Origin of the sequence: Janthinobacterium sp. ROICE36 (assembly GCF_002869965.1) — a bacterium.
Taxonomy (GTDB): domain Bacteria; phylum Pseudomonadota; class Gammaproteobacteria; order Burkholderiales; family Burkholderiaceae_D; genus Janthinobacterium.
In genome coordinates, this window is the sequence record NZ_PEBS01000018.1 from 35,788 (window position 1) to 50,167 (window position 14,380).

Sequence of the window (14,380 nt, forward strand, 5' to 3'; positions counted from 1 at the left end):
AATTATTTCTGTGTGGCATTTTTCCCATAAAAAAAGCGCCAGCGGGTTTCCCCGGCTGGCGCCTGATATTGCGTGATGGCTGGACGATCAGGAGCTACGCACCACCATCAACCCCGCGCGCAATCCCACGCGCACGTCCGGGTTGGGAAACACCACCAGCTCTTCCGCATGCTGCACCGTGTACACATGGTCGCCATCGCTGGCGATCACGGCGTGCTGCGGAAGCGACGTGAAATTCTGCGTGCTGCGATCAAAAGCCATGCGGAATTCATCGCTGTGCTTGATGATTTCCTGCGCCACCTTGAACACATGCGGCGGCGCCTTGACGGGCTGCGCAGGCAAGCCGCGCAGCAAGCCGTCGAGCGCCCGCGACACGTCGTCGAACAGGGACAAATCGTTCTGCCCCAGCGTGCCCACGCGGCCCAGTTCCACCGTGCTGGCGGCCGCGCCGAAATGCTCGGCCGAATAATAGCTGTAGGTGCCGGCCGACTGCGGGTTCATGATGATGGCGCCAATGGCCGCCTGGCCCAGCCAGGCTATCAGCTGCGCCTTGGCGTCGTCGGCCACCAGGTCCGGCACGATGGCAAACGTGGGGTACACGGAAGGCCGGATGGCCGTGTGCAAATCCAGGTGCCAGCGCACGGGGCCCGCCGCTTCAAAGAACCCTTTTGTCGCAGCGATCATTTCATCGGCGCGCGCGCTTTCCGCCGCTTGCGCCAAGCTCCCCCGCACGGGACGGAACATGCGATTCAGGTCGGCGTCGATAAAACGCTTGCCGGCCCGGATCGCATCGACATTGCCCACGCAAACGAGCAAGTCGACGGCCAGCTTAGCCGCATCGCGCGACAGCGCATCGAGCAAATGCGCCAGCACTTCAATCGGCCCCGTCTCGTCGCCATGCACGCCCACCGAAACGGCCACGCTGGCGCGCCCGTCTCCCGGCTTGACGACTTGCAGCATGCCCGGCGCCGGCAAGCCCACCGTGAAACCGGCGTTGGCAAACAGCTGCGCCACGCCGCTGAAATCGACCTGCGCCAGCGCCTGCACGGCTGGCGGCAAGCCGCCAGCGCCCTGCCCAACTTGTCGTACTTCTTGCGTCATTACACCGCCGCTTCCGCTGTGGATTTCACCGTGATTTTATTCACGGCTTCCGACAAGGTCCACACGTCGAGCATGGCTTGCTCCAGTTCCGTCGCCGCCACATAGGCCGACAGGCCCAGCGCGCCCGTCACCGCATCGACGGCCTGGCCTGCGTTGCCTTGCTCGGCACGCGCCAGCACCTGCGTCAGCAAACGCTGTTGCGTGCGGCGCAGCGCTTGCTGCGCGTAGTTGCGCAACTGTTCCTGCGACTTGCCTTGCGCGGCCAGCTTCAGGCCACGCTCCAGCGTGTCGATGCCCGCCTGGCTGCGCAGGGCCAGGCCCACTTGCAGGAAGGCGGCCAGGTCCATCGAAGCCGGACGCGGCACGGACAGGGCCGGGAACAGGAAACCGGCGACCACTTCCAGCGCATCGACCGCGTCCCAGGCCTGCACGAAGGCCGGTTTCAAGCCCGGCACCAGCGCCGCTTCCGACTTGATGCCGACCGCTTGCAGCAGCTCGCGCTTCGATTCCGCGCCAAACAAACGGGTCAGCTCGGCCAGGCCGGCGCCGCGCAATTGCTCGGCCGGCACCGACAGCACGCCGGCGATCATGGTTTGCTGCAGCACGCGCGTTTGCGCGTCGACCTTGATCGACACGTCACGCGGCACCGTCAGCGCATCGGCATCGAGCGCGTCGAACACGGGCGCCAGGTTCAGCGCCACCCAGGCCTGGCCCCAGGCCAGGATCACTGCCGATTCGTCCACGCCATGTTCTGCCGCCAGGTTGCGGATCATCAGCGGGCCGCAGCGGTTGATCACTTCATTGGCCAGCACGGTCGCCAGGATGGCGTTGGCCAGCGGGTGGTCGAGCGCCGAACGGGTTTCCACCAGCAAGGATGGGAAATATGGCTTGAGCACCGGCTCGGCCCATGTTTCATCCGTCAACGGCAGCGCGGACAGGATGCGCTTGAAGCGGTTCTTCACGTTGGCGATCACCACCGCCAGTTCCGGCGTGGTCAAGCCACGGTTGTCGAGCTTGCGGCGCGCCAGTTCGGCCACCGACGGCAATTGTTCCAGTTCGCGCGACAGGGCGCCCTCTTCTTCCAGGCTGGCGATCAGGGCGGCATAGCCATCCTGCACGGCGCTCTCGCCTTGCGCCTGCAATTCGCGCACCAGCAAATGCGTCTGCTGCGTGTTGTCGCGCAAGACCAGGCGCTCGACGTCGTCCGTCATCGCATACAGCTCGCGATTGCGTTCGGCTTCCGTCAGCTTGCCCGCATTGACTTCCACGTCCAGCCAGATTTTCACGTTCACTTCATGGTCCGAGCAATCCACGCCGGCCGAGTTGTCGATCGCATCGGTGAAGATGCGTCCGCCGGCCAGCGCGAATTCGATGCGGCCGGCCTGCGTTGCACCCAAATTCCCCCCTTCGGCGACGACCTTCACGCGCAGCTCATTGCCGCTGACGCGGATATGGTCATTCGCACGGTCTTTCACTTGTGCGTGCGTTTCCGTCGAAGCCTTGATGTAGGTACCGATACCGCCGTTGTAGAACAGGTCCACGGGCGACTTCAGGATGCGGTGCATCAGTTCTTCCGGCGGCAGCGAGGTCTCGGCAATATCGAGGGCGGCGCGGATTTGCGGCGACAGTTCGATGCTGCGGGCGGAGCGTGGATACACGCCGCCGCCATTTGATATCAGCTCCTTGTTGTAGTCATCCCACGAAGAGCGCGGCAAGGCGAACAGGCGCGCGCGTTCTTCGAACGAGACGGCGACGTCCGGTGTCGGGTCGAGGAAGATGTGGCGGTGGTCAAACGCGGCCACCAGTTTCAACTGGCGCGACAGCAATACGCCGTTGCCGAACACGTCGCCCGACATGTCGCCCACGCCGACCATGGTGATCGGGGTGGTATTGAGGTCGTGGTCCATTTCATAGAAGTGGCGCTTCACGGCTTCGAATGCACCCTTGGCGGTAATGCCCAGTTTCTTGTGGTCGTAGCCGTTCGAGCCGCCCGAGGCAAACGCGTCGCCCAGCCAGAAACCGCGCTGCACGGCGATGCCGTTGGCGATGTCCGAGAACGTGGCCGTGCCCTTGTCGGCCGCCACCACCAGGTACGGGTCGGCTTCATCGAAGCAGACGGTATCGACCGGCGGCACGATATTGCCCAGGGAACGGTTGTCCGTCACTTCCAGCAGGCTGGAAATGAACAGGCGGTACACGGCTTCGCCTTCGGCCGCGATGGTTTCGCGCACGGCGTCCTTCGGCATCATCTTGCAGACAAAACCGCCCTTCGCGCCGGCCGGCACGATGACGGCGTTTTTCACCATCTGCGCCTTGACGAGGCCCAGCACTTCGGTGCGATAGTCTTCCATGCGGTCGGACCAGCGCAAGCCGCCACGGGCGACAGGGCCGCCGCGCAGGTGCACGCCTTCAAAGCGGCGCGAGAAGACGAAAATCTCGCGGTAAGGACGCGGTTCCGGCACCAGCGCCAGGCTGCTGGTGTCGAACTTGAAGATGATCTTGTCGCCCTGTTGATTGTTCTGAAAGTAGCTGGTGCGCAGGGTGGCGGCCATCAGATCGGCCAGCGCGCCGAGGATTTCCTCGGTGTCCGCGTGGTTCACGGACGGCAGGCCGGCCTTGATGGCGGCGATGCTTTCCAGGGCCGCCGCGTGCTGCGCGTCGGACAGTGCCGGATCGAAGCGCTGCAGGAAGGCCTCGACCAGGGCTTTGACCTGGGCCGGCTGCTTGCGCAGGCTTTCGGCAATGTAGCGCACCGAGAAGCTGCTGCCTGCCTGGCGCCAGTAGCTGGTGTAGGCGCGCACCAGTTGCACTTCGCGCGTCGACAAGCCGCCTTCGATGACCAGGCCATTCAGGCGGCCATCTTCGGCCGTGTCGTTGAACAGGGCGGCAAACAATTCCTGCGCCACGGCGACGACCGATGGCTGCGCCAGTTTCGCCGCGCTGGCGGCATCGACCGTCAGGCTGGTGACGAAATAGCGCGTGCCGTCCGGCGGCGAAATCGAAAAGGCTTGCTCGCGGTCGATTGCCACGCCAGCGTTATGCAGCGCCGGCAGGATGGCCGATAGCGGCGGCACTTTGTTGGCCGAATACAGGCGGATGGTGGTGACGGCACCCGTCTCGATGCGGACGGCCACATGCGATGGGTCGGTGTTGCGCAGGATGGTGTCGAGGTCGCGGAAGGCGACGGCCGGCGCCGTGGCGGCCACGTAATCGAGCGGCAAGGTGGCGCACAGCTTGCGCAGGCTGGTGCGCAGGGCGACGTCGGGCACGGCGTCGGCCACGGCGGCAAAGCCGTTATGCCAGCCATCAAGCACGCCAAGGAGCGGCTGTTCGATATCCGTTTCCAGGTCCAGCGGGTAACGGGCGGCGTGGGCGATCAGGTAGACGCGTGCCAGGGGGCCGTCGGCGACCAGGGTTTGCGTGCTCACATGCGTAGCGCCGGAACTGGCTTGCAGGGCTTTTGCCAGGCTCGATGCCACGCTGGCGCTGTAGCGCTCACGCGGCAGGTACACCAGCACGTTCAGGTGGCGCGCATACACGTCGCGGCGCGCGAAGATCTTGGTGCGCGGCTGCTTGTACAGCGAAACGACGGCACCGCATACTTGCGCCAGCCAGTCGAGGTCCGCTTCCAGCGCTTCGGTGCGTGGCAGGGATTCGAGGATTTCACGGAATTTCTCGGCACGGAAGCCTTGCTGGCGCACACCGGCCAGGCTCAATACCTTGGCCACGCGACCACGCGCAAACGGCAGCGCTGCCAGCGGAGTGGAATTGCCGGCACGGGTAAACAAGCCGACAAAGCAATGCTCGCCCAGGATCGCGCCTTGCGCATCCATGTCGCGCACGCCGATGAAATCGAGCTGCTGGTCGCGGTGCAGGGTGCCTGCCACGTCGGCCTTGACGATGGATAGCGCCGATTCGCGCTTGGCCAGGGTATCGAAGTCGCCGGGAATATTCGCCAGGCTGGTGCCGTAGACTGGGTGTGCCGTATCATGCAGCACGCCGACGCGGCTAGGAATATCGCGTTCGAGTTCGCGCACGCCCGGCTTGACGCGGTAATAGGCGTAGCCGAACACTTCGAAGCCGCCACTGCGGGCCCATTCCAAAAAGGCGGCGACTTCCGCACCTTCTTCGCCATGCTGGGAAGCGGTGGTGGCGACTGCGGCCAGACGCTCGCTCATGGCGGCGGCGTCGCGGCGCACGACGGCGGCGTCACGCGCCACCATGTCGATGGCAGCGACCAGCGCGGCCAGGGCTTCCGGCGCCAGCTCTTCGTCGAGCAACACCAGCACGTACGATTCGAGCGGGTCGCCCGGCTGGCGCACCGCTTCCACGCTACCGTCAGCGGCGCGGCGTACCGGCAGCACAGTATTCATCACGCCGCGCACGGCCAGGTGCTGGCGGCGCATGGCCATGACGATGGAGTCGACCAGGTAAGGCATGTCTTCGTTCAGGATCAGCAAGGCGCTCGCCATGCCGCCACGGCCATCCGCATAACGCAGGGTGGCGATCTGGCAGCCGCTGCCGGTGCGCTTGGCCGCTTGCGTGAAACCGTCGATTAACACGGGCGCCAGGCTGTCGGGCGCGATATCGGCCAGGTCTTCGGCGTCAAGCGAGTCCAGCCATGCCTGCACCAGTTGTACGACAGGCGCTGCCGCCTTGTTCGCACTGCCAGCCGCGTTAATCAGCTCCAGCGTTTGTGTGCGCAAATCTTGTGGCGTGTGATTCATCTTGCATCTCCATTACGGTAATGTGAATGTCCAACGCTGTCGTTCGGGCTTGTGGCTGGGCGGCAGCGGTGTCAAGAGACGGGGGTCTCCCGTCCAATTCTGTGTTGCGGATAGTCTGTCTCGAATTTTTTTCTGTGTTTTTTCTATCGCCTACAAGTCGTACAATCCAGGTAAGTTGAGGATGATCGTCAATTCTTCAAGCGCCGCATGCACTTCCAGCGCCAGCTGCGGGTCGGCCAGCTCGCCCGGTTCCAGATGGTCGCGGTAGTGCTTCTCCACCCATTGCACCAGTCGATGGTACAGCGCTTCCGTCATGATCACACCCTGGTGCATGGCGCGCGCCTCGATTTCCGTCAGGGCCACGCGCAAACGCAGGCAGGCTGGCCCGCCGCCATTGCGCATGCTCTGGCGCAGGTCGAAATGAATCAGTTCATCGATGGGCCCACCACCGGCCACCAGGCCTTCCAGGTAGCGCGACACGGCGCGATTTTCCTGGCACTCCTGCGGTATCACCAGCGCCATCTTGCCACCCTCTTTCGTCAGCAACTGGCTGTTGAAAAGATAGCTGCTGACGGCGTCGGCAATCGGCACCTGGCCCGTGTCCACGCGCAGCGCCTGCAAGTCGGCACCCGAGGCGGCGACGGCGCGGCGCAACTGCGACAGGCTCTCCTCTTCATCGGCAAACGCCTGCTCGTGATAGAACAGCACATTGCCATTGCCGACGGCGATGACGTCGTTATGGAACACGCCCTGGTCGATCACGTCCGGATTCTGCTGCACGTACACGGTGCGCCTGGCGTCCAGGCCATGCAGGCGCGCCACGGCCTGCGACGCTTCCAGGGTCTGGCGCGCCGGGTAGCGCTTCGGCGAAGGCGCGGAAGGATCGAACTCCACCCGACCATACACGAACAACTCAACCGATGGCGCGCCGTGGCCCGCGCCCAAACGCGTGTGGTTGGCCGCGCCCTCGTCGCCAAAGGCGGGCGTCGACGGCAGCGCGTCATGCACGGCGAAGTGCTGCTCGTCGCTGAAAATGGCGCGCAGGCTGCGCGCCGACTGCGCGTGCTCGAAGGCTCGGTGCAGCTTGTTATTCAGGTTGGCGGCCGTGAAATGCACGCGGCCATCCTGCGTATCGGCCGACGGGCTGACCGTGGCGGCATTCGCCGTCCACATGGGCGATGCAGAATAGGCGCAGGCCAGGATGACGGGCGACTCCTTGTAGGCGCGCGCCAGCACTTCGGCGTCCGTGCCCGTGAAACCGATAGCGCGCAGCAGGCGGAAATTGGGCCGGTCCTGCGGTGGCAACAGGGCTTGCGCAAAGCCGCGCGCGGCCAGTGCGCGCATCTTGGCCAGACCCTGCAAGGCGGCCTGCTTCGGATTCGAAGCACTTTTCACATTGCTGAACGAGGCCACGTTGCCGAACGAGAGCCCCGCGTAGTTATGCGATGGGCCAACCAGGCCGTCAAAATTGTATTCGCGCGTGCTGTGCATGAGGATTCCTTAAAAATTCAGGCCGGGCGACAGCTTGACCGGCATTTCCAATACGCTGTTCTCGATCGAAGCGACCGGGTAGGCGCAGTAGTCGGCCGCGTAATAAGCGCTCGGACGATGGTTGCCCGACTTGCCGATACCGCCGAACGGCGCCGTGCTGGCCGCGCCCGTGGTGGGACGGTTCCAGTTGATGATGCCGGCGCGCGCGCGCGTTTGAAACGTTTGCCACAGGGCCGGGTCGTCGGACAGCAAGGCGGCGGCCAGGCCGAATTCGGTGGCGTTGGCCACCTTCAGGGCCGCGTTGAAATCGGCCACGCGGATCACTTGCAGCAGTGGGCCAAACCATTCTTCGTCGGGAATGCCGGCGGCGTTGGTGACGTCGACGATGCCGGCCGTGACAAAGCCTGCCTCAGGATTCAACTGGCGCATCTGCAGCAGAGTGGTGCCGCCCTTGGCGACCATGTCCGCCTGCGCCTGCACCAGGCGCGCGGCCACGGCGGCCGACACTACTGGGCCCATGAAGGGCTGCGGTTGCGCATCGGACGCGCCGATGCCCAGTTTCGCGGCCACGTCCACCAGGCGCGCCACGAAGGCAGCCCCCGCAGCGTTATCTTGCACTACCAGACGGCGCGCGCAGGTGCAGCGCTGGCCAGCCGACACAAAGGCGGAGAAGATCGCGTGGTGCACGGCGGCATCCACGTCCTTCACATCCCACACCACCAGGGCGTTGTTGCCGCCCATTTCCAGCGCCAGCATCTTGCCCGGCTGGCCGCCGAACTGGCGGTGCAGGCTGATGCCCGTCTGGCACGAACCGGTAAACAGCACGCCGTCGAGGTGCGCATTCGCGCCCAAGGCCACGCCCGTGTCGCGCCCGCCGTTGACGAGGTTGACGACGCCATTCGGCAAGCCTGCCTGCTGCCACAGTTGCACGGTTTTCATCGCCGTGCGGGGCGCATATTCACTGGGCTTGAAAACGATGGTGTTACCGGCGATCAGGGCCGGCACGATGTGGCCGTTGGGCAGGTGGCCGGGGAAATTGTACGGGCCAAAGACGCCGAACACGCCGTGCGGGCGGTGGCGCAGCACGGCGTCGCCATCGGCGATCTTGCTTTGCGTGATGCCCGTGCGCGCCTTGTACGACTGCACCGAGATATCGATCTTGTTGGCCATGGTAGCCACTTCCGTGCGCGACTCCCACAACGGCTTACCCACTTCTTCCGAGATCAACAGCGCCAGCGCTTCCGCATGTTCCTTCAGCAGGTCGCGAAAGCGCACGCAGATGGCGATGCGCTCTTCGACGGGCGTATCGGCCCATGCGTCAAAGGCGGCACGGGCGGCCTGGCAAGCTTGCTCGACTTCGCTCTCCGTCGCTTCCAGGCTGGCCCAGGTCTGCTTGCCGTTCGACGGGTCGATGGTGAGCAGTTCCCGGCCCGTACCTGGCAGCCAGGCACCATTGATGAAGTTCGATGCTGCGGTAGAGGAATGAAGGTCGGACGATTTAGACATGGGGATGCTTCCTCGGGTTGAGTGACAATGTGCGCACGGTGTCGCCGTGATGGCAACGCAGCAGATGCAATTCATCGGCGTCCAGCGCGATCTTGCCGTTATGCGGATTGGCGCTGGTGACGATCATGCGGAAATCTTTCAGGTCGGTGTTCGACACCATGTACGGTTCGGCTTGCGCCGCATCGTCGCAGGTATCGGGTACAACGTCGGTGTCGAGCACGGCCGACATGCTGTCGCGCATGGCGCGCAGCTCGGAGACGCGCGCCTGCAGCACGGGACCGGCGTCGAAAATGTCGACATAGCCTTCGAAGTGCAAGCCTTCCTGTTCCAGCAGGCGGCGCGCGGGCGCCGTGCTCAGATGCACCTTGCCGATGACTTCCTGCGCCTCGTCGGGCAGGTAGGCCACGTACATGGGCTGGCGCGGCATCAGTTCGGCGATGAAGGATTTCTTGCCCAGGCTCGTCAGGTCGTCGACGTGGTGGAAATCCATCTTGAAGAAGTGGCGGCCCAGGCCTTCATAAAACGGCGAGCTGCCGTCCGGCGCCTGGTAGCCGCGCATTTCGGCGATCAGCTTTTCCGTGAACAGGTGCGGGAACTGGGCGATGAACAGGAAGCGGCTTTTCGACAACAGCTTGCCGTTGTTGCCGCTGCGGTAGTCGGGGTGCAAAAACAGCGAGCACAGTTCCGTGCTGCCCGTCAGGTCGTTCGACAGGTACAGGGTTTCCATGCGCGTAAACACGTCGAGTTCGCGGCTGGAATGCACCAGGGTGCCGATGCGGTAGTTATAGAACGGCTCTTCCAGGCCCACGGCGCCCTTGATGGCGCACACGCCGGCCAGGCGGCCCGTATCCGTATCCTCCATGACGAACATGTAGTCGCGCTTTTCGGGCGCGATGGTTTCGGCGAACGAGGCGCAGGCGATGGCCAGGCGGTCGCCCAGCATTTTCATGTCCGGCTTGAGGGTGGTCATGCCGGTGCCGACCTGGCTGGCCAAGCCGTACAGGGCGTCCAGGTCAGAAGCGTTGATGGCGCGTACTACTAGCATATTGTTCTCTCGGTTAGATGCGCACGCAGATGACGCTGTCGCCTTCGGCCACGGCCAGCGCTTCAAACAGCTCGGCCGGCAAGCCGACGGTGTCCTGCGCTTCGAGCGCATCGCAGGTAAAGGTGACGGCGCGGAAGTTGCGCTCCGCGCCCGAAGCGACCGCGTAATGCACTTTCAGGCCCGTGCGGCTTGGCGTGACGCCTGCGACGACGCGGCGCGTGAGCGAACCCGTAAACGAGCGCAGCGCATGCTTGTGCGCCTGCAGGATCGGACCGCCATCGAAGATATCGATGTAATCGTCGGCTTCAAAGCCTTCTTCCGTCAGCAAATTGAAAGCCAGTTCACCGCTCGGGTGGATCTGGCCCATGGCCGCCTGCGCATCGCCCGGCAACAACGGCACGTACACGGGGTAATGCGGCATCAGTTCGACGATCAGGGTGCGGTTGCGCGCGCCGCCGATGACTTTTTCGGCATCGAGAAAATCCATCTGGAAAAACTTGCGGCCCAGCGCATCCCAGAACGGCGACTGGCCATTCCCATCGGTGATGCCGGCCAGCGGCACGAAGAAGCGGTCGCCGAAACGGTGCGGCGCCAGCACGGCAAACAGCAGCCGCGCGCGCGACAGCAAGGCCGCTTCCAGGCCAACCTGCTCCATATTGCGCACGTAAAAGCCGGACAGCTGCGAATACGCCGTCAGCTCCGAGCACAGGGTCAGCGCATGCACGCTGTGGCTGATGTTCAGGTCACGCGAGACTTGCTGGATGACGTCGTTGCGAAAGGAAAAATACGTGCCGTTCGAGCCGGCCGAGGCGAAGATGGCGGCGGTACCAAAGATGCTCTTGTCGAGCAGGGATTCAAGCACGAAGAGATATGACTCTTCGCTGGGGATGTCGACATGGGCGGCAAACGAGGCGATGGAGCGCTCGACGGAGGCGGCGATTTTTTCGCGCGTCTTCGGCAGGGTATGGACACCCGGCATGGTGACTGCGGCCAGCGCTTCGAGGGCGGCAATATCCGCAATTTCTACCGGACGGACAACATACATGGGTACTCCTTCAATGCAGACAATTCTTGGGCTGAAACCCGGGTAGAACCAAGCCGGCCCGCAGCAAAGCGGCGGGCCGGTGATAGTGCGGGGCAAGACTAGCTTCAGGCTTTCAGCAGGCCGTCGATGGCCACGCGCAGCAAACGTCCCGCTTCAGCGATCTGCTCGTCCGAAACGATCAGGGCCGGCGCCAGGCGCACCACGTCCATGCCAGCGATCAGCACCATCAATCCTTGCGCTTCGGCCGCTTTCTGGATGTCTTTCGCGCGGCCTTTGTAGGCATCGCTGACTACCAGGCCCAGCAGCAAACCGCTGCCGCGCACCACGGAGAACACTTGCGGGTAATCCGTGATCAAGCCTTGCAGCATGGCGATGGTGTTGACGCTCGCTTCTTTCACGCGCGCGAGGAACGCCGGCGTGTTAATCGTTTCGAGCACGCTCAAGGCCACGGTAGCGGCCAGCGGGTTGCCGCCGTAGGTGGTGCCGTGGGTGCCGACGGCCAGGGTTTGCGCCAGTTCTTCGGTGGTCAGCATGGCACCGATCGGGTAGCCGTTGCCCAGCGCCTTGGCGGCCGTCAGGATGTCCGGCGTGACGCCGTAGCCCATGTAGGCGAACAACGCGCCAGTGCGACCCATGCCGCACTGGACTTCGTCGAAAATCAGCAGGGCGCCCGTCTTGTCGCACAGGGCGCGCAGCTCTTTGAGGAACTCCGGATTGCCTGGCACCACGCCGCCTTCGCCTTGTACCGGCTCGACGATCACAGCGCACACGTCATCGCCGATGGCGGCGCGCGCCGCTTCGATGTCGTTGTAGGCGATGTGGTCGATCGACGGTGGCAGCGGCTCGAAGCCTTCCGTGTACTTGGCCTGGCCGCCGACGGAAACAGTAAACAGGGTGCGGCCATGGAAAGAGCTGAAGCACGAGATGATGCGCGACTTGTGCGCGCCAAACTTGGTATGCGCGTATTTGCGCGCCAGTTTCAAGGCCGCTTCGTTGGCTTCCGCGCCCGAGTTGCAGAAGAAGGCGCGGTCGGCGAAGGTCGCTTCCGTCAGGGCCAGGGCCAGGCGCAGCACGGGCTCGTTGGTGTAGCCGTTGCCCAAATGCCACAAATTATTGATTTGCTTGGTCAGCACGTCGACCAGCACCGGATGGCAGTGGCCCAGGCTGTTGACGGCGATGCCGGAGGTGAAATCGAGGTAATGCTTGCCGGTCTGGTCCCACAGATCCAGTCCGGAACCGCGCACGGGCACCATGGCTGCAGGGGCGTAGGTAGGAACGAGGACCTGGTCAAAGGTATCCCGGGTGACTGGACGAGCCGTTACGGTCGAATCAAGCTTGGCATTCATAGCATTTCCCCATCAATATGTTAGGTACTCCGCAGCTACGACAGCTACGTGTGTACTGCATTATAAAAAGCGGGATGCTAAAACTCTTTTGAATCTGCGACAAGGATTTTCACAATTCATCACAGCTGCCTTGACACCGGCTAGGCCGGCGGCATCAGCTTGCGCTGCCGCTCTTCGCGGGGGGTATTGCCAAACAGGGTGCCAAACGCCGTGGAAAAGTGCGAACCGGAGGAAAAGCCGCACATCAGGCCAACTTGCACGATGGAATAATGCGTATCAAGCAACAGTTGCCGTGAGCGCTGCAGACGTAGCTCCAGATAATAGCGCGACGGCAAGCTGCCCAGGTATTGCTTGAAGAGGCGCTCGAGCTGGCGCCGCGACAGGCCCACCAGGCTGGCGATGTCATCGGTCGACAGCGGCTCCTCGATATTGGCCTCCATCAAGGTGACCGCTTCGGACAATTTCGGCTGCAGCACGCCGAAACGCGCCTGCAAGGCCACGCGCTGGCGTTCTTCCTTGCCGCGCACCTTGTCCACGCACAAGGCTTCCTTGACGAGCGCCTGTACGTCGGCGCCAAAGATGGTCTCGATCAGGGTCAGCGAAAAATCGATGCTGGCCGCACCGCCGCAGCAGGTAAGGTGCGGACCATCGATGTCGAACAGGTGCGGCGTCAGGATGGCGCGTTCGGCCTTCGCCTCCGCATCGGCGTACAGGGCCCACGGCAAGGCGATGCGCACGCCATCCATGACGCCCGCATCGGCCAGCCATAGCACCGCCGCGCCCACGCCACCCCAGAACGGCGCCGAACGGCAGCGCTCGATCACGGCCCGGCACAGTTCGGCGCGCAGCGGCGCCTCCGTTTCATCGGCCACCAGCAGCGCGATATGCCAGTTGCCGCCCTGCTGGGCGACTTGCTCGGGCGTGCGCACGTCCAGTTGCAGGGCGTCCGGCCCCAGCGCCCGCGCGCACAGACGCAGCGGCTGCACCAGGCCGGCCCAGGTAATCGACTCGGCATCGCCGGCATGGACCAGCAGCAAACGCAGCGGTTTGTCGAGGCCGATACGGGAAAGATTAGCGAAAGACATCGGCGAGGCGAACCTGGGACAAGGGCTGAGTTGCCCACATGATACCGGAGTTAAGCCCCATCCAGACCCGCATGCAACAGCGGGGCATGACACGGCGGAAAAAAGCGGGATGGAAGGATATAATCACACCCCATGGGTGAACGATATTTAAAAAGTATCCGGCTGCTGGCCGAATGCATGCAAGGCTTCGAGCGGTTTTCTAGCGACTTCGTGCGCCAGTACGGCTTGACGCATGCGCAGTTCGACATCATTGCCACGCTCGGCAACACCTGTGGCATGTCCTACAAGGAACTGGGCCAGAAAACCCTGATTACCAAGGGTACCTTGACGGGTGTGGTAGACCGGCTGGAGCAAAAGGGGCTGGTGGTCCGCGAACGTTGCACGAAAGACAAGCGCTCCTACTTCGTGCGCTTGAGTTGCGAGGGTGAACAGGTGTTCCATGAGGTGTTCCCCAAGCTGACAAAGCAGGGCCAGCGCCTGTTTGACGGCTATACCGACGACGACTTCATGCGCTTGGAAACCACCTTGGCAAACCTGAAACACGCCATCGCCAACGGCCACAGTTGACAATTCACCAAGCACAGACATTCAAACAAGACAAAGGAAACCAAGTTGAAAACCACACTGCTCGACGGCAAAAAGCCCGCTCATTTCGATAAACACATCATCGGCAACCTGCTGCTCAACGCCAGCACGCCGGAACTGGTACGCCAGGAAAAACTGATCATCGGCGTGCGCAACGAAGACGGCGAAATCTACCGCCTGATCGGCGCCACCAAGCACAACAGCTTCATGAATGCCGTCGAGGAACTCTTCGACCTGGGCTTGACGGATGAGCTGGAAGACAGCGACGAGCTGGTTGAAGGCTGCGACGCGATATTTAGTGAATCTGACTGATAGCGCTCGCATAATCCAAAAAGGGCATGCCGCTGATCCAGTGGCCTGCCCTTTTTCCGTTTACGGGGGTTTACTTGCTTTTTACTCGCTTGTTTGCGAAAAGATCACGGTTAAAAAGTTCCGTACGGAAATATTGC

At 63.2% G+C, this 14,380-nt stretch carries 10 protein-coding genes; 2 read left to right on the forward strand and 8 right to left on the reverse strand.

From position 1 onward, the window contains the following. Positions 1-87 precede the first annotated feature (87 nt). The 8 genes from CSZ94_RS09915 to CSZ94_RS09950 form a co-directional block, all read right to left on the reverse strand. Complete coding sequence (locus CSZ94_RS09915; RefSeq protein ID WP_102121340.1) at positions 88-1,101, reverse strand: succinylglutamate desuccinylase; 1,014 nt, start codon at positions 1,099-1,101, stop codon at positions 88-90. Beyond that, complete coding sequence (locus CSZ94_RS09920; protein ID WP_102121341.1) at positions 1,101-5,828, reverse strand: NAD-glutamate dehydrogenase domain-containing protein; 4,728 nt, start codon at positions 5,826-5,828, stop codon at positions 1,101-1,103. Before CSZ94_RS09920 ends, CSZ94_RS09915 begins: the two co-directional genes overlap by 1 nt. A 150-nt stretch (positions 5,829-5,978) precedes the next feature. After that, positions 5,979-7,319: an N-succinylarginine dihydrolase gene (gene astB, locus CSZ94_RS09925; RefSeq protein WP_180977423.1), complete on the reverse strand. Its 1,341-nt coding sequence runs from the start codon at positions 7,317-7,319 to the stop codon at positions 5,979-5,981. A 9-nt stretch (positions 7,320-7,328) separates the two neighbouring features. Next, positions 7,329-8,825, reverse strand: coding sequence for a succinylglutamate-semialdehyde dehydrogenase (gene astD / locus CSZ94_RS09930; protein WP_102121343.1), 1,497 nt, complete (start codon positions 8,823-8,825; stop codon positions 7,329-7,331). Beyond that, positions 8,818-9,870 carry an arginine N-succinyltransferase gene (gene astA, locus CSZ94_RS09935; protein ID WP_102121344.1) on the reverse strand — a complete coding sequence of 351 codons (1,053 nt, stop codon included), beginning with the start codon at positions 9,868-9,870 and terminating at the stop codon, positions 8,818-8,820. The genes astD and astA overlap by 8 nt, the downstream gene beginning before the upstream one ends. 13 nt (positions 9,871-9,883) lie before the next feature. Further along, complete coding sequence (locus CSZ94_RS09940; RefSeq protein WP_102121345.1) at positions 9,884-10,915, reverse strand: arginine N-succinyltransferase; 1,032 nt, start codon at positions 10,913-10,915, stop codon at positions 9,884-9,886. A gap of 104 nt (positions 10,916-11,019) precedes the next feature. After that, on the reverse strand, positions 11,020-12,261 hold the full coding sequence (astC, locus tag CSZ94_RS09945; RefSeq protein ID WP_102121346.1) for an acetylornithine/succinylornithine family transaminase: 1,242 nt from the start codon (positions 12,259-12,261) through the stop codon (positions 11,020-11,022). Positions 12,262-12,401: 140 nt separating this feature from the next. Then, a complete protein-coding gene (locus tag CSZ94_RS09950; protein ID WP_102121347.1) occupies positions 12,402-13,346 on the reverse strand; it encodes a GlxA family transcriptional regulator in 945 nt (314 codons plus the stop codon). A 132-nt stretch (positions 13,347-13,478) separates the two neighbouring features. On the opposite strand from CSZ94_RS09950, the gene CSZ94_RS09955 reads away from it, so the two are divergent. Continuing rightward, on the forward strand, positions 13,479-13,913 hold the full coding sequence (locus CSZ94_RS09955) for a MarR family winged helix-turn-helix transcriptional regulator (RefSeq protein ID WP_180977424.1): 435 nt from the start codon (positions 13,479-13,481) through the stop codon (positions 13,911-13,913). Between the two features lie 45 nt (positions 13,914-13,958). After that, entirely contained in the window at positions 13,959-14,243 is a 285-nt protein-coding gene (locus CSZ94_RS09960; protein ID WP_071075179.1) for a hypothetical protein, read from the forward strand. The last annotated feature ends 137 nt before the right edge of the window (positions 14,244-14,380 follow it).